We start from the raw sequence: 21,197 nt of genomic DNA on the forward strand, positions 1-21,197 counted from the left end.
CGTCATCAGCGGACCTCGCTGACCTGGGCGTCGTCGAGAGGCACGGCCGGGACGTCGAGCTGGGGGAGGTCGTGACCGAGCCGGTCGCGCTTGGCGGTGAGGTAGCGGACGTTGTCGTCGCTGACCGGGACGAGCAGCGGCACACGCGCCGCGACGGTGATCCCGTAGGACTCCAGCGCGCGGAGCTTGACCGGGTTGTTCGACATCAGCCGCACCGAGCCGACGCCGAGGTGGCGCAGGATGCGGGCGGCCGGGCCGTAGTCGCGGACGTCCACCGGCAGCCCGATGGCCGTGGCGGAGTCGACGGTGTCCAGGCCCTGGTCGTCCTGCAGGATGTGGGTCCGGACCTTCGCCACGAGGCCGATCCCGCGTCCCTCGTGGCCGCGCAGGTAGACCAGGACGCCGGCGCCCTCGCGGACGATCGCGTCCAGGCCGGCGCCGAGCTGGTCCCCGCACTCGCAGCGCGTCGCGCCGAAGATGTCGCCCGTCATGCATTCGGAGTGCATCCGGACGAGCACGCCCTCGCGCCCCCGCACGTCGCCCCGCACCAGCGCCATGTGCTCGTGCCCGTCGACCGGGTCCCGGAACGCGACGGCGCGGAACACGCCCCGCCGGGTCCTGAGGTCCGCCTCCGCGATGTCCTTCTGGTCGATGCCCTGGTCGTGCATCGCTCCCCTTTCTCGGCTACGAATCACCCTTGGTACGTGGCGACCGCACCGGGTGGTTGCGTCCTGAAACGGTCCGTATAACCGGTGGCACGCAGGGGAGGCGCCTCAGGGTTCACCCTAGGCGGGACCGAACCACCAAGTCGTGGAGGGCGCGACGGTCCGAGGGGGATTCGGGGAGGTCGCTGCCGTCGCGTTCCTCCTCCAGCCGGGCGGTGAGCGAGGCGACGTCGTCCTGGAGGCGGGACCTGCCCGGCGCGTCCTCCGGCAGCGCGCCGTGCTCGGCGGCCCGCTTCGCCTCGATCAGCTCGGGAAGGTAGGACGGCCCGTCGCCGGTGAGCCGGGTCAGGTCGGCCTCGACCTCGCCCGTCCGCATCAGGTGGATGCCCGTCAGCAGCACCCGGAACGTGTAGAGCAGCGGCTTCAGCTCGCCTGACCGCTCGAACAGCTTCCACTGGGACCGCGCGAACCCCAGGTAGTGGTGCGCGTGGTGGAAGGTGATCAGACCTGGGACGAGGGCCTTCAGCTCGGCGTGCACCGGGGAGGTCGCCACCACCAGCGGCGACATGACCTGCTCCAGGACGTACCCGTTGCGGCGCAGGAGCAGTGTGCAGAACTTGGCCAGGTCATGGGTGACGGCGTCGGCCTCCACGCCCGCGTGGTCCCACATGAGCGTGACGGTCTCCTCCCCCGTCTCCAGGCCGACGATCTCCTCCAGCGGCAGCAGGTGGACGCCGCGCAGGTCGACGTCGGAGTCCTTGGACGGGAAGCCGTACAGGTGCGCGCCGCTGACGGTGACGAACGCGCGCGGGTAGGGGTGGTCGGCGGCGAAGCGGTCGATCATGCCTTCGGGGAGGTTCACCAGGTCACGCTCCTGCGTCGGACGGAGATCAGCAGTTCCTCGATCGTGGCGCGGTCGGGTTCGGGCGGCAGCGGGCTGCGGTCCAGGGCGTCGTCGAGGTCGGCGGTGAGGGAGGCGCGCCACGCGCCGATCTCGTCCCAGCCGACCTCTCCGCGGCGGACGGCGAGGAGGCGGTCGCGCAGGTCGCCGACGTCCACGCGCGGCTCGCCGTTCCGGACGAGGTGGACGCCGCTCTCCAGCAGCCGCAGCATGTGCATGACGTGCTTCCAGCGCGGCACGCCGCCGTTGCGCAAGTCACCTTCCAGCTTGCGGAACTGGGCCTCGGCATAGCGGAGGAAGGTGCGGTGCGCGTGCCGGGAGAGGAAGGCGGACCGGGCGGCCAGCAACTCCTTGCCCACCGGCGTGACGCGCTCGACCAGCGGCGACCACAGGCACTCCAGGACGGTCGGGTTCGCGCCCAGCGCCAGCTCGCAGAAGCGTTCGAGCTCCCAGGAGAACTGCTCGGGGAGCGGGCCGTCCAGATGGGTCGGCGGCTTGGTGAAACCCCAGAACAGGGGCGCGGGGGCCGCGTAGACGCCGCGCCGGTCGACGTCACTTTCACCCGTGGCGAGCCCGTATGCTCGCGACCCTGTCACCACGGACAGGATCGTGTGGTCGCGGACGAGGTCGAGGGCGGGGTCATGGCCGGGTTCCGTCACGGAGGAAGCCTGGCGCAGGGTGCGCGGGCGTGTCGACCGTTTTGACCGACCCCTGCAAGGTGGTTACAGATCAGCCACGGACTTGCTGAAAGTTTCTGCAAGAGGTTTACGAGACTGAAACGCCTTGCTAGCGTCCCGGTCCAGCCACCCCCATTTCTCACCTGCGGGACGGCGGCCCGGCGAGGCGGCGTCCCGCGAAGGAGGACACCATGCGGCGCATCCCCCCGATCGGCCGCGCCCCTCTGGCCGGAGGCGTCGTGTGCGCCGCCCTCGCGCTCTCGCTCTCCGCCTGCGGCGGCGATGACGGCGGCGGCTCGAAGGGCGGCACGAGCGCGGCGAGCCTGCGGGGCCGCGGGCCGATCACCTTCGTGACCGGCAAGGACCGCTCGGGCTACCTGCAGAAGCAGGTCGACGGCTGGAACGCCGAGCACCCGAAGGAGCGGGTCCGCCTCATCGAACTGCCGGACGAGCCGAACGACCAGCGGCAGCAGATGATCCAGAACGCCACGACGAAGTCGGACGCCTACTCGGTGCTGAGCCTCGACGTGGTGTGGACGGCGGAGTTCGCCGCGAACCGCTGGCTGACCGAGCTCCCCAAGAACCAGGTCGACCTCGCCAGGATGCTGCCCGCGACGATCACCACCGGGCAGTACCGCGGCAAGCTGTACGCGGTGCCGTCCACGTCCGACGCCGGGATGCTGTACTACCGCAAGGACCTGCTGGAGAAGGCCGGCATCGCCGCCCCGCCGAAGACCTACGACGAGATGTGGGCCGACTGCGAGAAGGTCAGGAAGCTGCCCGAGGCCGAGGACGCCGACTGCTACTTCACCGAGGTCAACAAGACCGAGAGCATGACGATCAGCGCGGTCGAGGCGATCGAGAGCGCCGGCGGCTCGATCATGGGCGCCGACGGCAAGCCCACGCTGAACACGCCGCAGGCGAAGCAGGGCGTCGAGTTCCTCGTGGGCGCCAAGAAGGACCACATGCCGAAGGAGGCCGTCACCCTCGACACCGAGGGCGGGCGCCGCCTCTTCCAGTCCGGCAAGCTGGTCTTCCAGCGGCAGTGGCCGTACCAGTACGCCCTCGCGAACTCCGATGACGGCTCGTCGAAGGTCGCGGGCAAGTTCGCGGTCGCGCCGCTGCCCGGCCCGGCGGGCCCGGGCGTCGCCAACCTCGGCGGCCACAACCTCGCGATCTCCGCGTTCGCCAAGAACAAGGCGACCTCGCTCGACTTCATCCGGTATCTGGCCGGTGAGCAGTCGCAGCGCGCCAACCTGCTCGCGACCTCGAAGGCACCGACCGTCGCCGCGCTCTACGACGACCCGGAGATGGTGAAGAAGTTCCCGTACCTGCCCGTCCTCAAGCAGGCCATCGCGAACGCCAGGCCGCGTCCGGTCACGGTGAAGTACGGCGACGTGACCGCCGCCGTCCAGGGCGAGATGTACGACGCGGTGACCGGCAAGAAGCCCGTCGACCAGGCCCTGACGGACCTGCAGTCCAAGCTCCAGCCGCTGACCGCGCAGTGAGCGGCATGACCACCACCGAGAGCGCGTCCGCCGCGGGCACCGCCGCGGCGGACGCGCCCCGCGGACGCAGGGCCGACGTGCAGGGGACGCGGCGGCTCGCGGCGCTGCTGCTGTCCCCCACGCTGCTCGTGCTCGCGCTGGTCATCGGGTACCCGGTCCTCGCCGGGTTCCGCGAATCGCTGTACGCGCGGGGCGAGGGCCTGGACGCCGAGGGGTTCGTCGTGGAGGGCGACAGGTTCGTCGGTCTCGGCAACTACACGGCCATCTTCCAGGGCGACCGCGCCGACGCGTTCTGGAACGCCTTCTCCAACACCACGTTCTTCACGCTCACCACCGTCGTGCTGGAGACGCTGATCGGCGTCGCAATGGCGCTGATCATGCATCAGGCGTTCCGCGGGCGGGCGATCGTACGCGCGAGCATCCTCGTCCCGTGGGCGATCCCGACCGCGATCTCCGGCCTGCTGTGGCGGTGGATCTTCCAGGCGGACGGCGCCGCCAACGCGGTGCTGCGCCAGGAGATCCTGTGGACCGCCGACGGGTTCCCCGCCAAGACGGCCGTCGTCATCGCCGAGGTGTGGAAGACGTCCCCGTTCATCGGGCTGCTCGTCCTCGCCGGCCTCCAGATGATCCCACGGGACGTCTACGAGGCGGCCCGGGTGGACGGCGCCGGGGCCGTCCAGCAGTTCTGGCGGATCACGCTGCCGCTGGTCAAGCCCGCGCTGCTGGTCGCCGTGCTGTTCCGGATGCTGGACGTGCTGCGGATGTTCGACCTGCCCGCCGTGCTGATCGGCGTCAACCAGAAGTCCGTGGAGACGCTCACGATGATCGCCTGGTTCGAGGCGTCCAACCTGCGGTACGGGTCGGCGGCGGCGTACGCGACCGTGCTGTTCCTGTACATCGCGCTGATCGCCTACCTGTTCGTGAAGCTGCTCGGCGCCGACATCATCGGCGAGGCCCGCCGGCACACGAAACGCGACCGCAAGAGCCGGCCGGTACGGGGCAAGAGGAGGGTCGCGCAATGACCGGGGCCAAGCGTCTTGCCTCCTACCTCGGGTTCGCGGCGGTGGCCGTGTACTGCCTGGCGCCGTTCTACTGGATGGCGATCTCGGCGTTCCGCCGCCCGCAGGACCAGTTCGACAACTCGATCGTCCCGTCCCGGTGGTCGTGGGAGAACTTCTCCGCGGTGTTCTCCGGCGGCAACGGGTTCGGCCGCGCCCTGCTGAACAGCCTGATCGTGGCGGGCGGCACGACCGTGCTGACGCTGCTGATCGGCACGTTCACCGCGTACGCGCTGGCCAGGCTGGACTTCCGGTTCAAGAACGCGGTGCTCGGGCTCATCGTCACGACCACGATGTTCCCGGGAATCTCGCAGCTCGTTCCTTTGCTGAAGCTTTTCACCGACATCAAGTGGATCAACACCTACCAGGCGATGGTGCTGCCCAGCCTCGGGTTCGCGCTGCCGCTGTCGGTGTGGCTGCTCACCGCGTTCTTCCGGCAGCTGCCGTTCGAACTGGAGCAGGCGGCGATGGTGGACGGCTGCACCCGCGGCCAGGCGTTCCGCAAGATCATCGTCCCGCTGGCGGCGCCCGGGGTGTTCACGACGGCGATCCTGACCTTCATCGCCGCGTGGAACGAGTTCCTCATCGCGCTGTCCATGGTCAACAAGAAGGAGATGCAGACCGCAACGGTCGCGATCTCCAAGTTCACCGGCGTCTCCGGGTTCGACCAGCCGTTCGGCACCCAGATGGCGGCCGGGGTGGTCGTGACCGTCCCGCTCATCGCCGTGGTGCTGGTCTTCCAGCGCCGGATCGTCGCCGGGCTGACCGCCGGCGGCGTGAAGTGATGTCCCGCTCCCGATCCGAAGGATGTTCATGACCCAGGACACCCTGCTCGTCCCCGCGGCCGGCGACCTCGCCGCGGAGGACACCCGATGGTGGCGCGACGCCGTCATCTACCAGGTGTACGTGCGCAGCTTCGCCGACTCCGACGGGGACGGCGTCGGCGACCTGCCGGGCATCCGGTCGCGGCTGCCCTACCTGGCCGGCCTCGGCGTGGACGCGCTGTGGCTGACCCCGTTCTACGTCTCCCCGATGGCGGACTTCGGCTACGACGTGGCGGACTACCGCGACGTCGACCCGCTGTTCGGCACGCTCGCCGACGCCCGCGACCTGATCGCCGACGCGCACGCGCACGGCCTGCGGATCATCGCGGACATCGTGCCGAACCACACGTCCGACCGGCACGCCTGGTTCCAGGCCGCGCTCGCCGCACCGCCCGGCTCCCCCGAACGCGCCCGCTACATCTTCCGGGACGGTCGGGGACCGGACGGCGCGCAGCCGCCGAACGACTGGGAGTCGGTGTTCGGCGGCCCCGCCTGGACACGGCTGCCGGACGGCCAGTGGTACCTGCACCTGTTCGCGCCCGAGCAGCCCGACCTGAACTGGGAGAACCCCGAGGTCCACGCCGAGTTCGCGGACGTCCTCAAGTTCTGGCTCGACCTCGGCGTGGACGGCTTCCGCGTGGACGTCGCGCACGGCATGGCCAAGGCGCCCGGGCTCCCGGACGTCGGCCACGCGGACCAGGTGGAGATGCTCGGCACGGCCGTCCTGCCGTATTTCGACCAGGACGCCGTCCACGACATCCACCGCGAGTGGCGGCGCCTGCTCGACTCCTACGACGGGGAGCGGATCGCCGTCGCCGAGGCGTGGGCGCCCACGCCCGAGCGGCTTGCCGCCTACACCCGCCCGGACGAGCTGCACCAGGCGTTCAACTTCCACTACCTGACCGCGCCCTGGGAGGCGCCCGGGATGCGGGAGGTGATCGAGGAGTCGCTGCGCACCGCCGAGGCGGTCGGCGCGCCCGCGACCTGGGTGCTGTCCAACCACGACGTGAAACGGCACGTCACCCGGTACGGCGGCGGTGAGCGGGGGCTGCGGCGCGCCCGCGCGGCGGCGCTGCTGACGCTCGCGCTGCCCGGCTCGTCCTACGTCTACCAGGGCGAGGAGCTGGGCCTGCCGGAGGTGCTCGACCTGCCGGAGGAGTTCCAGCAGGACCCGCAGCGGCTGCGCGGCGAGGGCGCGGGCCGGGACGGCTGCCGCGTCCCGCTGCCGTGGGAGGGCGAGGAGCCCCCGTTCGGCTTCGGCGCGGGAACCGCCTCGTGGCTCCCGATCCCCACCGCGTGGCGTGACCTGACCGTGGCGGCGCAGCGCGACGACCCCGGCTCCATGCTCGCCCTGTACCACGAGGCGCTGCGCATCCGCCGCGAGCACCCGGCGCTGGGCGACGGCGACCTGCGGTGGCTCGCCGGCCCGCCCGGCACACTGGTCTTCGTCCGGGAGGCCGGCGACGGAAACAGGCGGCTCGCCTGCGCGATCAACATGGGCGACCGCAGCGCGCGCGTCCGCGTGCACGGGAGCCCGCTCCTGGCGAGCGGGCCGCTCGACGTGGACGGCGAGCACGTGCACCTGCCCCCGGACACCGCACTGTGGTGGGACGTCGAGGAGAGATAGCTTGAAACCCATGACGACGCGCCTGGCGGACATCGCGGCACATGCCGGGGTGAGCGAGGCGACCGTGAGCCGTGTGCTCAACGGCAAGCCGGGCGTGTCCCCGAGCACGCGCCAGGCGGTGCTGACCGCCCTGGACGTGCTCGGCTACGAGCGCCCGGCCCGGCTGCGCCAGCAGCGGGCCGGGCTGATCGGGCTGATCATCCCCGAGCTGACCAACCCGATCTTCCCGGCGTTCGCCGAGGTCATCGAGAGCGCGCTGGCCCGGCACGGGTACATGGCGGTGCTGTGCTCGCAGGCGCCGGGCGGCGTCGCCGAGGACGACTACATCGAGATGCTGCTGGAGCGCGGCGTCGCCGGGATCATCTTCGTCAACGGCCTGCACGCCAACGCCAACTCCGACCGGGCCCGCTACGTGCGGCTGCTGGAGCAGGCGCTCCCGATCGTCCTGATCAACGGCTACCGGCCGGACATCGACGCGCCGTACATCTCCAACGACGACGTGGCGTCGCTGGAGGCGATCGTCGCGCATCTGGCCGCAATGGGCCACCGCCGGATCGGGCTGGCGATCGGCCAGGACGTGTACGTGCCGACGCGGCGCAAGACCGAGGGGTTCCGGCGCGGGATGGCCGCGCACACCGGCCTCGCCCCGGACGAGGTGGACGAGCTGATCGTCAACACCATGTACACGGTCGAAGGCGGGCAGGCCGCGGCGGCGAAGCTGCTCGACGCGGGCTGCACGGCGATCTGCGGCGGCAACGACATCATGGCGCTCGGCGCGATCCGGGCCGCGCGGGCGCGCGGCCTTCGGGTGCCCGGGGACGTGTCGGTCACCGGCATGGACGACTCGCTTCTCACCGCCTACCTCGACCCTCCGCTCACCACCGTCAGGCAGTCGGTGCGGGAGATGTCCATGGCTGCGGTGAGCACCGTTCTGGACGAGATCCGCGGCGCCCGCGCACCCCGAACCGAGCTGCTCTACCGGCCGGAACTCGTCGTCCGGCGGTCCACGGCGCCGGCTCCCGCGGCGGCCCGGCTGTCCCCCGTCAAGGACGGCTGACCCGGCGCTGACCGGATGTCGGACGGGGACTGACCGGCCTCGCGCCGGGGCCAGGTTGTTGTAACGGTTATGTTTCGGCGCATTGACAGTGAGCCGGGTCACGGTCTTTCCTTCGTGGGAGCGCTCCCACACCCACCCGGAAGACACAACCTGAGAGGGGTCCGCGATGAGGGCCATCATGCGGCGCGGACTGAGTACGGCCCTGGCGGCCGTGCTCGTCGGCGGCCTTGCCGTCGCCTGCGGCGGGGACGACAACGACAAGGACGGCTCCGACAGCGGGCCGGTCGAGCTCACCGTCGACGTGTTCGGCGAGCCGGGCTACGACGCGCTCTACAAGCAGTACGAGCAGTCGCACCCCAACGTGAAGATCAAGCAGCGCAAGGTCTCCACCCTGGACGAGTACAAGCCGCGCATCCAGCAGTGGATGGCCACCGGCAGCGGCGCGGGCGACGTCGTCATGCTGGAGGAGGGCATCCTGCCGCTCTACATGCAGCAGAAGGCCAAGTTCCTCAACCTCTTCGACTACGGCGGCAAGTCGCTGGAGAAGAACTTCCTGCCGTGGAAGTGGCAGATGGGCGTCACCCCGGACGGCAAGCAGCTGATCGGCCTCGGCACCGACATCGGCCCCCTCGCCATGTGCTACCGCAAGGACCTGTTCAAGAAGGCGGGCCTGCCCACCGAGCGCGACGAGGTCGGCAAGCTCTGGCCCACGTGGGACGCGTTCATGTCGACCGGACAGAAGTTCCAGCAGAAGGTGCCCGACAGCAAGTGGCTGGACGGACCCACCGCCGTCTTCCGCGCCACCGTCCTGCAGAACGCCGGCAGCGGGCCCGGCTACAGCTTCTTCGACAAGAGCGACAACCTCGCCTACGACACCAACCCGGCCGTCAAGCAGGCGTTCGACACGTCGCTGAAGTTCGCGGAGAACAAGCTCACCGCCGACATGTCGATCTTCACGCCGCCGTGGCAGACCGCCCTCAAGCGCAACACCTTCGCCACCCTGCCGTGCCCGTCCTGGATGCTCGGGGGCATCGAGGAATTCTCCGGCGACTTCGGCAAGGGCAAGTGGGACGTGGCGACCACTCCGGGCGGCGCCGGCTACTGGGGCGGCTCGTGGCTGGCCGTGCCCAAGCAGACCAAGCACGCGAAGGCCGCCGCCGAGCTGGCCAAGTTCCTGACCTCCCCGGAGGGCCAGGTCGGCGCGTACAAGGCCGCGAACGTCTTCCCGTCCTCGCCGCAGGCCGCGCAGGACCCGGCGGTCGCGGGCGCGAAGAGCGCCTACTTCAACGACGCCCCGGTCGGCCAGATCTTCGGGCAGCTGGCGGCCGGCGTGAAGCCGGTCTACCTCGGGCCGAAGAACGAGGACGTGCGGTCCGCGGTGGAGAACATCCTGATCTCCGTGGGCCAGGGCAAGCAGAAGCCGGGCGACGCCTGGACGAAGTCGGTCGACGAGGCCAAGAAGGCCGCCCGGTAACCCCGGACGACCCGTGACCACGGCGGCGGCGCCGCGCCGCTACCTCCCCGCCGGCGCCGCCGCCGTTCCCATCCCGCTCCGTCCCGTCCTCGGAAAGGAGGCGCACGACGTGACCACCGATCTGCGCCCCAGCCGGAACGGCCCGCCCCCCTCGCCGGCGCGGGACCGCCCGGGGCCCTCCCGCACCTGGCGGGCCCGGCTGGCCCGGCTCGACGTGAAGGGCGCGCCCTATGCCTTCATCTCGCCGTTCTACATCGTCTTCCTGATCTTCGGCGCCTTCCCGCTCGTCTACACCCTCTGGGTCTCCCTGCACCAGTGGGAGCTGGCGTCGGGGACGCGCAAGTTCGTCGGGCTCGACAACTACGACTACCTGCTGACCGACGCCGACTTCTGGCACGCCACGGTCAACACCCTCGGGATCTTCGCCTTCTCGACCGTCCCGCAGCTGCTGATCGCGCTGCTGATCGCCAACACCCTGAACCGGCGGATGCGGATGCCGACGCTGTTCCGGATCGGGATGGTCGCCCCGCTGGTCACCTCGACCGCCGCCGTCGCGATCGTGTTCACCCAGATGTTCGACAAGGACTGGGGCATGATCAACTGGGCGATCGGGCTGGTCGGCATCGACCCGATCAACTGGTCGAGCAGCCGCGGCTGGTCCTGGGCCGCCATCGCGATGATGGTCGACTGGCGCTGGACCGGCTACAACGCGCTGATCTACCTGGCCGCCATGCAGGCGATCCCGAAGGACCTGTACGAGGCCGCCGCGATCGACGGCGCGTCCCGGATCCGGCAGTTCTGGCAGATCACGGTGCCGATGCTGCGGCCGACGATCATCTTCACGGTGATCATCTCGACGATCGGCGGGCTGCAACTGTTCACCGAGCCCGTGCTGTTCAGCGTCGGGACGCCGAACAAGATGGACGGCGGCCCGGCGCACCAGTTCCAGACCATCACGATGTACATGTACGACAACGCGTTCGGCCACGACCGGTACGGCTACGGCGCCACCGTCGCCTGGGCCCTGTTCGTGATGATCATCGTGTTCTCCCTGATCAACTTCCTGGCCGTGCGGCGCACGGGAGGCACCAAGTGACCACGCTCCTCGCCGGCCCCGGCGGCCGGCGCTCCGACGCCAAGCACGCCGCGCATTCCGGCCGCTACCGCGGGATGTGGAACGCCAGTCCGCTGACCTACCTCACGCTGATCGTCGCGCTGGTGCTGTCGGTCTTCCCGATCTACTGGATGATCATCGTGGCGACCCGCACCAACAGCGTGGTCGCCGACGTCCCGCCACCGCTGCTCCCGGGCGGGCAGGGCTCCGACAACGTCGGCCGGCTGTTCGACAACCCGGAGGCGTACTTCGCCAAGGGCCTGCTGAACTCCGCGATCGCCTCCGCCGCGGTGACGGTCTCCACGGTGTTCTTCGCCTCGCTCGCCGGGTTCGCGTTCGCCAAGCTGCGGTTCCGCGGCAAGAACGGGCTGCTGCTCACCATCATCGCGACCATGATGATCCCGGTGCAGATGGGCATCATCCCGCTCTACATGATCATGGTGAAGCTGGGCTGGCAGAACCATCTGCAGGCCGTCATCGTCCCGTTCCTCGTCACCGGGTTCGGCGTGTTCATGATGCGGCAGTACGCCGACCAGGCCGTCCCGGACGAGCTGATCGAGGCGGCCCGCGTGGACGGGTGCACCACGTTCGGCATCTACTGGCGCGTCGTGCTCCCCGCGCTGCGTCCCGCCGCGGGCGTCCTCGGCCTGTTCACGTTCATGCAGACCTGGAACGAGTTCATGTGGCCGCTCGCGGTGCTCAATCCCGACAACCCGACGGTGCAGCTGTCCATCAACAACCTGGCGAACGCGTACTTCAAGGACTACACGCTCATGTTCGCCGGGACCAGCGTGGCCATCCTGCCGCTCCTCGTCGTGTTCATCATTTTCGGCCGCCAGATCATCGGCGGGATCATGGAAGGTGCAGTGAAGGCGTGACCTCCCTACAGGACGACACCAGCGCGGCCCCGGCCGCACCGTTCCCGACCGGGTTCCGCTGGGGGGCCGCCACCGCGTCCTACCAGATCGAGGGCGCCGCCGCCGAGGGCGGCCGCGGGCCCTCCATCTGGGACACGTTCTGCCGCACTCCGGGCAAGGTGCTCGGCGGCGACACCGGAGACGTCGCGGTCGACCACTACCACCGGTTCCCCGAGGACGTGGCGCTCATGGCCGACCTCGGGCTGACCGCGTACCGGTTCTCGGTGTCCTGGTCGCGGGTGCAGCCGGCCGGCGCGGGGGCCTTCAACCAGGAGGGCCTCGACTTCTACCGGCGGCTGGTGGACGCGCTGCTGGAGGCGGGCATCGAGCCCTGGCCGACGCTGTACCACTGGGACCTTCCGCAGTCGCTGGAGGACAAGGGCGGCTGGCCCGAGCGGGAGACCGCGCACCGGTTCGCCGAGTACGCGACCCACGTGCACGCCGCGCTCGGCGACCGGGTCAGGCACTGGACGACCGTGAACGAGCCGTGGTGCGCGGCGTTCCTCGGCTACGCGTCCGGGGAGCACGCGCCCGGGCGCCTCGACCCGGCCGCGTCATTGCAGGCCACGCACCACCTCCTGCTCGCGCACGGCCTCGCCGTGGAGGCGATGCGCGCCCGCCGCCCGGACAACCGTTTCGGGGCGGCGGTCAACCTCTACGCGGTTTCCCCGGCGACGGACGACCCCGCCGACGTGGACGCGGCGCGCCGCATCGACGGGCTGCAGAACCGGCTGTTCCTCGATCCGCTCCTGCTCGGCCGCTATCCGGAGGACGTCCTCGCCGACACCTCCCGCTACGGGTTCCGGCCCCCGGACGCGGACCTGGCCGTGATCCACCAGCCGATCGACCATCTGGGCATCAACTACTACTCGCGGCACACCGTCGCCGGCACACCCGGCGAGGCGTCGCAGACCGCGTCGTCGCCGTTCTCGACGCACTCCCCCTGGGTCGGGAGCGACCACGTCCGGTTCGTCCCGGCCGGGCGCCCGGTCACCGGGATGGGCTGGGAGATCGACGAGCGCGGCCTGCACGAGGTGCTCACCCGGGTCCACCGCGAGTACCCGTCCGTCCCGCTGTACATCACCGAGAACGGCGCGGGCTACGACGAGACGCCGGACGAAAATGGCACGGTCCAAGACGCGGGGCGCATCGCCTACCTCGACGCGCACCTGCGGGCCTGCCACGACGCCATCTCCGACGGCGTGCCGCTGCAGGGCTATTTCACCTGGTCGTTGCTGGATAATTTCGAGTGGGCTTGGGGCTACTCCAAGCGTTTCGGGCTGGTCCACGTCGATTACGCCACGCAGCGCCGGGTGCCCAAGGACAGCGCACGGTGGTACGCCGGGGTGATCCGGCGGGGCGGGCTGCCCGAGCGGGGCTGACCCGGGGCGACGGTACGGACGAAGGGGGCCAGATGACGGGCAGGAGCACGCGCCCGACCCTGGAGGAGGTCGCGGCGCGGGCCGGGGTGGGCCGCGGCACGGTGTCCCGGGTGGTCAACGGCTCGCCGCGGGTCAGCCCGCAGGCGCGCGAGGCGGTGCTGAAGGCGATCGACGAGCTCGGGTACGTGCCGAACCGCGCGGCTCGCACGCTCGTCACCCGCCGGACCGACACGGTGGCGCTGGTCGTCGCCGAGTCGGACCAGCGGCTGTTCGGCGAGCCGTACTTCGCCGGGATCATCCGCGGAATCAGCAACGGCCTCGGCGACACCGGGCTGCAGCTCCTGCTCGCCCTGGCCCGCTCCCCCGCCGAGTACGGCCGGCTGGAGGACTACCTCACCACCCAGCACGTGGACGGGGTGCTCCTCACCTCGCTGCACGCCGAGGACCCGCTGCCCGCCAAGCTGGAGGCCAACGGCGTGCCCACCGTCCTCGGCGGCCGGCCGCCCGGCCTGCATCCGGTCAGCTACGTCGACGTCGACAACCGCAGCGGCGCGCGCGAGGCCGTCGGCCATCTCATCGCGGGCGGCCGGCGGCGCATCGCGACCATCGCCGGCCCCCAGGACATGGGGGTGGGCATCGACCGGCTGGCCGGCTACCGGGAGGCGCTCGCCGCCGCGGGGCTGCCCGAGTACGTCGAGTTCGGCGACTTCGGCGAGGCGAGCGGCATCACCGCCGCGGAGCGGCTGCTGGCCGCCGAGCCGGCCCTGGACGCGGTCTTCGCCGCCGACGACCCGATGGCGCTCGGGGCGCTGCGCGTCCTGCACCGGCGGGGCCGCCGCGTCCCCGACGACGTCGCGGTGATCGGCTTCGACGACTCGTCCGCCGCCCCGCTGGCCGACCCGCCGCTCAGCACCGTGCACCAGTCGCCGGAGGAGATGGGCCTGGAGATGGCACGGCTCCTGGTCTCCCGGATCCGCGGCGAGACGGTGCCGGACCCGGTGGTCATCCTGCGTCCCCACCTGGTGCTGCGCGACTCCGCCTGAGGCCGCGCCGGTGGGGGGTCAGCGCCGTCCGACGGCGGCGTACATCCAGCGGGTCCCCTCACCGGCGCCCTCGGGGCGCCACTCCGGCACCCACACGACGCCGGGGTCTAGCAGTTCGAACCCGTCCAGCAGGGCGGCGACCTCCGCGCGGTTCCGGCTGCGGAGCCGGGCGGTCGCGTTGCGCCACGCGCCGACGGCCTGCCGGCCCGTGTCCGGGTGCCCCTCGGTGGTGCTGTGCGAGACGATCAGCAGGCTGCCGGGGGCCATCACGTCCCGGAACGTGCCGATCGTGTGCCGGACCTGGTCGTCCTCGGCGAAGTGCAGGACCGCGAGCATCAGGACGGCCACCGGCTCGTCGAAGTCGATGAGGTCGCGGACCTTGCCATCGGCGAGGATCTTCTCGGGCTCCCGCATGTCCGCCTGGATGACGGCGGTGGTCTCGGACGGCGCGAGCAGCGCCCGCGCGTGCACGAGGACGATCGGGTCGTTGTCGACGTAGACAACGCGTGCGCCGGGCGCATGGGCCTGGGCGACCTCGTGCACGTTGCCCTGCGTGGGCAGCCCGGTGCCGAGGTCGACGAACTGCCGGATGCCGGACTCGATGGCGAACCGGACGGCCCGTCCGAGATAGGCGCGGTTCTCGCGCGCCGCCTTCGGGATGTCGGGGCCCGCGTCCGTCGCGACCTTCGCGGCCTCGCGGTCGACGGCGAAATTGTCCTTGCCACCGAGGAAGACGTCGTAGATCCTCGCCGGACTGGGGGTTTCCACATCGATGCCGGGCGGTGCGATCTCGTCGCTCATGCCCCCAGTTTAAGATCATTTACGACTTCACGCGGCAAGGAGCTGTGAAATGGCCTACGAACCGACCGCCGACGAGCTCGTCTTCCTGAACCGTTGCGTGGAGCTCGCCGCCGAGGCGCTCGACTCGGCCGACGAGCCGTTCGGCTCGGTCCTCGTGTCGGCGTCCGGCGAGGTCCTGTTCGAGGACCGCAACCGGACCGCGGACGGCGACCAGACCCGCCACCCCGAGTTCGAGATCGCCCGCTGGGCGGCGGCCAACATGACCCCCGGCGAGCGGGAGGCCGCCACCGTGTTCACGTCCGGCGAGCACTGCCCGATGTGCTCGGCCGCGCACGGCTGGGTCGGCCTCGGCCGCATCGTGTACGTCATGTCGTCCGCGTGGCTCACGGCGCTGCGCACCGAGCTGGGAGTGCCGCCCGGGCCGGTCAGCGCCATCCCGATCCAGGAGGTCGTGCCGGGCCTGCGGGTGGACGGCCCGGTCGCCGCCCTCGAAGCCGCCATGCGCGAGCTGCACACCCGCGCCTGCGCTTGAGGGCGGCGACCTCCGCGCTCAGCGCCTGGTCAGCGCCTCCAGCCGCTCGACGGCCGCCCGCCAGTCGGACGGCAGGAGGCACCGCGTGGCGCTTTGCCCCCGGTAGGTGAGCGTGTAGGTGAAGTGGTCGGCCACCTGGCACCCGGCGGGCGAGGACTCCGTGGTGACGACGCGGCGCAGGGCGCGGCGCAGGCCGCGCATCTGCGCGTCGTCGAGCACGACCTTCTCGTCATTGACGAGAGCCGTTCCCGTGCCATCCACGGTGACCTTTTCGTGAATTCCGGCGAAACCGCCGGAACGCTCGTAGGTGACCAGCACATCCGGCCCGGTCGTCGCGAGCATGGACGCCTCCTTTTCATGCGGGCCGCCGGACAGCACCCCGCTCCCCATTCCGGCGGCCCGCGGTCCGTGGGTTATTCGCCGAAAAGGATTCCGCCGGTCTCGCGCACCGCGACGCACCGGTTCGGGAAAGTCCGCGCGAAATGCCGGGGCCGGCCGTGCCAGGCGCCGTCCGCGGTGACCCTGACGGGCGCGTACTCCAGCGTGCACGGCCCCGGCCGCGCCGGGATGCGCGCCACCTCACCGTCGGCGGCCGCGAGCTGGTCGCAGGCTTGGGACGCGGCGTCCAGCGTCCCTCCGTCCGGGTCGCACCACAGGCGCCACGTACTTGCGGGGCCGTGCTGCGGTGCCAGCGTGAGCAGATACTCGCCGGCCGGTCCGCCGGCCCGCGCCGGCACCGCCGGCGCGAGGACCGCCATTCCCGCCAGCACGGCCGCCCACCGGAAACGGGCACGCGACATGTGCATGTCTTCCTCCCTGGATTCGCCCACCGCGATCTGCGGCATTGGCCGGCAGGACGCCCGAATTGTGGTGGTCGTCCCGCCGCATCCAGACATTAGGTGCCGCAAACTCCCCCGAACAAGGCCAATTCTCGTCCCAACCTGGCCACCGGTTCACACTTAAATCAAGTCTGCCCATTTGTGCAATGCCATTTGAACACAAATTGGCCCGATCCTGTGCTACCGCGGATGCGGGGCCCTGGACTCACCAGGGGTAGGCGCCGCCGTTCTCGTTGAGGAAGGCACCGGTTTCCGGCCGCGCGATCTGCCGGGCGATGTGGGCTCCGCCCTCGTCCGCGCTCAGGACGCCCGTGTGGTCGTTGAGATCGGTGGCACAGAAGCCGGGTGACAGCGCGTTGACCCTGATGCCGGAGTCCCGCAGGGCGTTGGCGTAGATGAGTGTGATCGCGTTGAGGGCCGCCTTCGACGAGTTGTAGCCGAGCAGGTTGGCGTATTGGGCGAGTGCTTCGTCCGGCTCGCTCAGGAACGCGAAGGTGCCGAGGCCGCTGGAGACGTTGCCGATGTACCCGGACGACGACCTGCGGAGAAGCGGGAGCATGGCGTTCGTGACGGCGACGACGCCGATCACGTTGGTCTCGTAGACCTCGCGCAGAGCGGGGACGGGCAGTTCGGAAGGCGGCCGCGACCTGTCCCGGGTGATCGCGGCGTTGTTGACGAGCACGTCCAGGCGGCCGTACTCGGCGTCGATCAACCCGGCGGCGGCGATGATCGTCGCGGCATCGGTCACGTCCAGCCGGACGAACCGGGCGTCCAGCCCCTGTTCCGACAGACCGGCGGCGGCAGCGGCCCCGCGGTCCGGGTCACGGGCGCCGAGCAGCACCGTGTGCCCCGCTCGCGCGAGCGCGCCGGCCGTCGCGAGGCCGATGCCCTTGTTGGCGCCGGTGATGAGGACGATCTTGCTGGTCGTTGTCATGAGGGCCACCCTGGCCGCCGGGCGGCGGAACCGGGAGAGCACCGTCGAGGCTGGTATCGGGAGTCCCATGGTGACCGCGGGGGCGAGCGGCCACACTGGAGGAGTGGAGCACGGGGACCGGGCGGAACTCGCCGCCTTCCTGCGGCGATGGCGGGCGCGAGTGCAGCCGTCCGACGTCGGGCTGGAGCGGGGGCGCCGCCGTACGCCCGGCCTCCGGCGGCAGGAGGTCGCGAACCTCGCGGGCATGTCGGTGGACTACTACGTGCGGCTCGAACAGGGCCGCGGGCCCCGGCCGTCGCGGCAGATGCTCGCCGCGCTCGGGCGGGCGCTGCGGCTGACCTACGACGAGCGGTCCCACCTGCACCACCTCGCGGGCGAGATGCCCGCACCGCCGCCCACGCCGGTGCGCGAGGTTCGGCCGAGCCTGCTGCATCTGCTGGAACGGCTGGACGACACGCCGGCGCTCGTCTGCGACGCCAAGTACGACATCCTCGCGTGGAACCCGATGGCCACCGCGTTGCTCGGAGACTTCTCCGCCGTGCCGGAAGACGAGCGCAACGTCGTCTGGCGGTTCTTCGCCCGGCCGCAGTCGCGTGAGCGCATCGACCCCGGCGACGCCGGGCGGTTCGCCCGCGAGACGGTGGCCGACCTGCGCGCGGTGGCGGCCCGCTACCCGCGCGATCCCGGTGTCCGTTCGCTGATCGATCGGCTCCTGACCACGAGCCCCGAGTTCCGGAGGCTGTGGGCCGAGGGGGATGTCCAGGTCCGGCGCTCGGCGCGTAAGCGGATCCGGCATCCGGTGGCGGGGTGGCTCGATCTCCAGTGCGAGGCGTTGCACGACCCGGCCCGTGACCAGTGGACCGTCTTCTACGTGGCGGCGCCCGGGTCCACGACGTCCGAGGCGCTTCGGGCGCTGAGAGGTGTGAGCGCGAGCCGGTGACCCCGGCCCCGGAGGGCCGGGGTCGTTGACTCAGTGGGTTTGGGCTCCTCCTCGTACGTTGGCGGCGGCCTTCAGGGAGACGGCGCCTGGTTTCGACTGGTCTTCTGCGACCACGGCGAGAGTGATGGTGTTGCGGCCGCGGGCCTGCAAGATGCCGTTGGGGAGGGTGAAATCGTGTTGGATTTCACCGTTCACGTATTCGCCCATGTTCCAGCCGTTGATGAAGATGAGGGCCCTGTAGCGGCCGGTGCCGTTGTCGAAGTGAAGGGTCACGGGGACGTCCTGGTCCTTCGGCAGGGCCAGATCGGCGTTCGTGGTGTACCAGTGGACGCCTGGCTTCACGGGGTCGGCCGGGGACATGGACGGCCAGGTCCTGGTGGGCGCGGACGGCAGGTGCCAGCCTTCCCGCTCGCCATAGAGGCCGCCTGTGTTCAAGGGGCCCCGGATCGGGTCGTTTGTACGGGTGCCTTGGATTCGCCAGGTCACCGGGTTCGTCGTGAATTCGGCGTTGACGAGGCCGCGCGGTTGCTTCTGCCGGTAGTCGTCGGCGGTCCAGTCGTCGTTGTGTCCCATGTTCTCGACCAGGACGGAGAGGACCGCTTTCTGTCCCTCGTGGAGGAGGCCGGCGGGTATTTCGAAGCTGCCGGGGCCCGGATTCTCGTTGATGGGGGCGTCGGCGTCCTTCTGCTCTCCCCCGGCCGCCGATCCCAGGTAGCGGCCGTTCAGCCAGACCTGGTAGATGCCGTTCTTGCCGGTGATGGCGTTCAGGTCGACGTTCCGCTCGGAGCCGGTCGCGGTGAAGTGGCCGCGGTACCAGACATGGCCGTGGTGGAAGCCGTAGTCGTCGGCGTAGAGGACGGGTGGACTCTTCGGCTTGATGGGGCTGACCGTGGTGGTGTTGTCGGCGATTTTCCAGGAGGAGTCGTCGAAGTCCGAAGCCGTTTCCGGTGCGCCTTGCTTGCCGCGCCAGTTCTCCAGGGCCGGGAGTTCGACGGAGCGCGGTCCGTTGGCGTGGGCCAGGAGCGTGCCGCTGCGGGTTGTGCGGGCGTAAGTGTCCTTGCCGTTGAGGGTCAGGCGGCGAGCGGAGGTGAAGACCTCGATGTCGCCCGGCTTGGCCAGGTCGGCGCGTATCACCGCGGTGCCGTTCCTCGTTTCCGCGGAGCGGACGAGGTCGGTGCCCCGGACGAGAGTGTCGCCTGAACGCCAGAACTTGGCGGCCTCTTCGTCCGTGCCGATGAGGAGCAGGAGGGGCTTGCGGCCGCCGCCCGTTATCTGGACGCGCGCCAAGCCGTGGTGTTCGTAGTCGAGTTTCAGGTTGCCGTTGGAGTAGGTCGGCTTCACCGAGCCGCTCAGGACCTTGACGTCGGGTCGCGAGTTGTAGCGGAGGACGGTTGTCCCTGCGATGCCTTCGGTGCCGTAGAGGACGGCGACGTCCCGGTCGTTGGCCGTTGTGTGGGTGAGAAGTTCCGAGGTCGTCGCGGCCAGGCGCTGACCGCCCATGTCGTAGCCGGCCACCAGGATTTTCGCGTCGCGGCCTTTCAGCTGCACCGGGAGGTTGTAGGTGCCGTCCGGGGTGTTCCAGGTGAGGTTCGCGGATTGGTCGTCATTGGTCTTCCGGTCCGCGTGCCGGACGAGGACGAACTGTGTTCCGGTGTCGGGATTGGCACGGGCTTCGGTGTGAACGGCGGGGTTGCCGGACGCCGGGGCGGCGGCCGGGTCGGTCTTCGTCAGCGGCGCCACGGTGGTGACGAAGAGGCCCTGCCGCTTGAACTCGTCGTACTTGGTGGTGAGTTGCCGGTTCTCGGTGATGGGCGCGCCATAGTCGTAGGACGTGTAGACGTCGTTGGGCTGAGCGAGACGTCCCCAGTTCGTGCCGCCGAAGGCCATGTAATAGCCGAACATCGTGGCACCCGAGGTGACGAGGTTCGACTTGTAGTAGACCTTCATGTACTTCGGGCCGGTGAGTCCGCGGCACTTCTCGTAGCCCGCGCGGTTCGCGTCGATGGCGCCGGCCTGGTATTCGGCGGCGTAGACGGGAGCGTCGGGGCTGAGGCGTTCGGTCACGCCTTCACCCCAGGTTCCCCACGTGTCGGGGTCCCGGCATTCGAACGCCTGCGGATAGTCGTCCACCCCGGGAATCTGTACGGCGCCTTGGCCGGACGCCCACGTGGGCGTCCAGGACGCGTCACAGCACTGGTTGTGGGTGATGGGGACGTCGATCCCGTGGGCGCGGGCCTGGCGCTGGACGTCCTCCATGTAGGCGGGGTCTGTGTTGGCGGCGTACTCGTTCTCGGCGTTGTAGACGATGACCGATCCGCCGCGCGTGACCTGGTGCCGGGCGATGATCGGGTCGATGTGGGCGAGCCATTCCCGGTAGGCGCGGGTGTAGTTCGGGTCGCTGGAGCGGGCGCGGCCCGGAACGGTCTTCAGCCATGCGGGAAGACCGCCGCCGGTCGTCTCGGCGTTGATGTACGGGCCGGGTCGCGCGACGACGTACAGGCCGAGGTCTTCGGTCATGCGGAGGAGGCGGTCGACGTCCCGTACCCCGCTGAAGTCGTATTCTCCGGGGTTCGGCGAATGGTAGGCCCAGTCGAAGTACAGCGACACGCCGTTGAATCCGGCGGCCTTGATCTTCTCCAGGACGTCCCGCCAGAGAGCCGGGCTCGGGAGCCGGAAGTAATGGAATTCGCCCGCCCACAGCAGGACGCGCTGTCCGTCCACGGTGAGCGAGTAGCGGTCGTAGCCGACCCGGTGCGCCTCCGCCTGTGCGGGACTGGCGGGAGCAGGAGCGAACAGGAGAGCGGCGGCGGTGAGAAGTGCGGCGAGGGCGGCGAGTTTGCTGTTGGCACGCATGGATGGCGTCCTTTGCAGCGGCCGGCCCGCCCCGGACGAGCCGGGGCGGGC

At 70.4% G+C, this 21,197-nt stretch carries 20 protein-coding genes; 12 read left to right on the forward strand and 8 right to left on the reverse strand.

What is annotated here, in order from left to right:
- Positions 1 to 5: 5 nt before the first annotated feature.
- The 3 genes from ACQPZP_RS30335 to ACQPZP_RS30345 form a co-directional block, all read right to left on the reverse strand.
- Positions 6 to 668, reverse strand: a complete 663-nt coding sequence (locus ACQPZP_RS30335) for a GTP cyclohydrolase II (RefSeq protein WP_433462789.1) — start codon at positions 666 to 668, stop codon at positions 6 to 8.
- A 112-nt stretch (positions 669 to 780) separates the two neighbouring features.
- Positions 781 to 1,527, reverse strand: coding sequence for a nucleotidyltransferase domain-containing protein (locus tag ACQPZP_RS30340; RefSeq protein WP_433473134.1), 747 nt, complete (start codon positions 1,525 to 1,527; stop codon positions 781 to 783).
- Entirely contained in the window at positions 1,524 to 2,225 is a 702-nt protein-coding gene (locus ACQPZP_RS30345; protein WP_433473135.1) for a nucleotidyltransferase domain-containing protein, read from the reverse strand. The genes ACQPZP_RS30340 and ACQPZP_RS30345 overlap by 4 nt, the downstream gene beginning before the upstream one ends.
- Positions 2,226 to 2,434: 209 nt before the next feature.
- Between ACQPZP_RS30345 and ACQPZP_RS30350 the strand changes: the two genes are divergently transcribed.
- The 10 genes from ACQPZP_RS30350 (at position 2,435) to ACQPZP_RS30395 (ending at position 14,247) form a co-directional block, all read left to right on the forward strand.
- Positions 2,435 to 3,751, forward strand: coding sequence for an ABC transporter substrate-binding protein (locus ACQPZP_RS30350; protein ID WP_433473136.1), 1,317 nt, complete (start codon positions 2,435 to 2,437; stop codon positions 3,749 to 3,751).
- A gap of 5 nt (positions 3,752 to 3,756) precedes the next feature.
- On the forward strand, positions 3,757 to 4,773 hold the full coding sequence (locus ACQPZP_RS30355; protein ID WP_433473137.1) for a carbohydrate ABC transporter permease: 1,017 nt from the start codon (positions 3,757 to 3,759) through the stop codon (positions 4,771 to 4,773).
- Positions 4,770 to 5,594: a carbohydrate ABC transporter permease gene (locus ACQPZP_RS30360; RefSeq protein WP_433473138.1), complete on the forward strand. Its 825-nt coding sequence runs from the start codon at positions 4,770 to 4,772 to the stop codon at positions 5,592 to 5,594. Before ACQPZP_RS30355 ends, ACQPZP_RS30360 begins: the two co-directional genes overlap by 4 nt.
- A 28-nt stretch (positions 5,595 to 5,622) precedes the next feature.
- Positions 5,623 to 7,260 (forward strand): glycoside hydrolase family 13 protein, encoded by a 1,638-nt coding sequence (locus tag ACQPZP_RS30365; protein WP_433473139.1) that lies wholly within the window; start codon positions 5,623 to 5,625, stop codon positions 7,258 to 7,260.
- A 10-nt stretch (positions 7,261 to 7,270) separates the two neighbouring features.
- Entirely contained in the window at positions 7,271 to 8,317 is a 1,047-nt protein-coding gene (locus tag ACQPZP_RS30370; protein ID WP_433473140.1) for a LacI family DNA-binding transcriptional regulator, read from the forward strand.
- A 178-nt stretch (positions 8,318 to 8,495) separates the two neighbouring features.
- On the forward strand, positions 8,496 to 9,791 hold the full coding sequence (locus ACQPZP_RS30375; protein ID WP_433473141.1) for an ABC transporter substrate-binding protein: 1,296 nt from the start codon (positions 8,496 to 8,498) through the stop codon (positions 9,789 to 9,791).
- 109 nt (positions 9,792 to 9,900) lie between these two features.
- On the forward strand, positions 9,901 to 10,887 hold the full coding sequence (locus ACQPZP_RS30380; RefSeq protein ID WP_433479701.1) for a carbohydrate ABC transporter permease: 987 nt from the start codon (positions 9,901 to 9,903) through the stop codon (positions 10,885 to 10,887).
- The gene (locus ACQPZP_RS30385; protein WP_433473142.1) at positions 10,884 to 11,783 is read left to right on the forward strand and encodes a carbohydrate ABC transporter permease; all 900 of its coding nucleotides are present in this window, start codon (positions 10,884 to 10,886) and stop codon (positions 11,781 to 11,783) included. Before ACQPZP_RS30380 ends, ACQPZP_RS30385 begins: the two co-directional genes overlap by 4 nt.
- Positions 11,780 to 13,204, forward strand: a complete 1,425-nt coding sequence (locus tag ACQPZP_RS30390; protein WP_433473143.1) for a GH1 family beta-glucosidase — start codon at positions 11,780 to 11,782, stop codon at positions 13,202 to 13,204. Before ACQPZP_RS30385 ends, ACQPZP_RS30390 begins: the two co-directional genes overlap by 4 nt.
- 32 nt (positions 13,205 to 13,236) lie before the next feature.
- Positions 13,237 to 14,247, forward strand: coding sequence for a LacI family DNA-binding transcriptional regulator (locus ACQPZP_RS30395; protein ID WP_433462801.1), 1,011 nt, complete (start codon positions 13,237 to 13,239; stop codon positions 14,245 to 14,247).
- Between the two features lie 18 nt (positions 14,248 to 14,265).
- Here ACQPZP_RS30395 and ACQPZP_RS30400 read toward each other — a convergent pair whose 3' ends face one another.
- The gene (locus ACQPZP_RS30400; protein WP_433462802.1) at positions 14,266 to 15,048 is read right to left on the reverse strand and encodes an SAM-dependent methyltransferase; all 783 of its coding nucleotides are present in this window, start codon (positions 15,046 to 15,048) and stop codon (positions 14,266 to 14,268) included.
- A 49-nt stretch (positions 15,049 to 15,097) separates the two neighbouring features.
- Between ACQPZP_RS30400 and ACQPZP_RS30405 the strand changes: the two genes are divergently transcribed.
- Positions 15,098 to 15,580, forward strand: a complete 483-nt coding sequence (locus ACQPZP_RS30405) for a nucleoside deaminase (RefSeq protein ID WP_433473144.1) — start codon at positions 15,098 to 15,100, stop codon at positions 15,578 to 15,580.
- A gap of 18 nt (positions 15,581 to 15,598) precedes the next feature.
- On the opposite strand, the gene ACQPZP_RS30410 is transcribed toward ACQPZP_RS30405, so the two are convergent.
- The 3 genes from ACQPZP_RS30410 to ACQPZP_RS30420 form a co-directional block, all read right to left on the reverse strand.
- A complete protein-coding gene (locus ACQPZP_RS30410; protein ID WP_433473145.1) occupies positions 15,599 to 15,922 on the reverse strand; it encodes a hypothetical protein in 324 nt (107 codons plus the stop codon).
- Between the two features lie 71 nt (positions 15,923 to 15,993).
- On the reverse strand, positions 15,994 to 16,386 hold the full coding sequence (locus ACQPZP_RS30415) for an SSI family serine proteinase inhibitor (protein WP_433473146.1): 393 nt from the start codon (positions 16,384 to 16,386) through the stop codon (positions 15,994 to 15,996).
- 238 nt (positions 16,387 to 16,624) lie between these two features.
- A complete protein-coding gene (locus ACQPZP_RS30420; RefSeq protein ID WP_433473147.1) occupies positions 16,625 to 17,353 on the reverse strand; it encodes an SDR family NAD(P)-dependent oxidoreductase in 729 nt (242 codons plus the stop codon).
- Here ACQPZP_RS30420 and ACQPZP_RS30425 point away from each other — a divergent pair.
- Positions 17,352 to 18,293: a helix-turn-helix transcriptional regulator gene (locus tag ACQPZP_RS30425; RefSeq protein ID WP_433473148.1), complete on the forward strand. Its 942-nt coding sequence runs from the start codon at positions 17,352 to 17,354 to the stop codon at positions 18,291 to 18,293. The genes ACQPZP_RS30420 and ACQPZP_RS30425 overlap by 2 nt on opposite strands.
- 30 nt (positions 18,294 to 18,323) lie before the next feature.
- Here ACQPZP_RS30425 and ACQPZP_RS30430 read toward each other — a convergent pair whose 3' ends face one another.
- Positions 18,324 to 21,146, reverse strand: coding sequence for a beta-galactosidase (locus ACQPZP_RS30430; RefSeq protein WP_433473149.1), 2,823 nt, complete (start codon positions 21,144 to 21,146; stop codon positions 18,324 to 18,326).
- Between the last annotated feature and the right edge of the window lie 51 nt (positions 21,147 to 21,197).

The organism is Spirillospora sp. CA-142024 (assembly GCF_050942325.1).
In the GTDB taxonomy this organism is placed as follows: Bacteria; Actinomycetota; Actinomycetes; order Streptosporangiales; family Streptosporangiaceae; genus Spirillospora.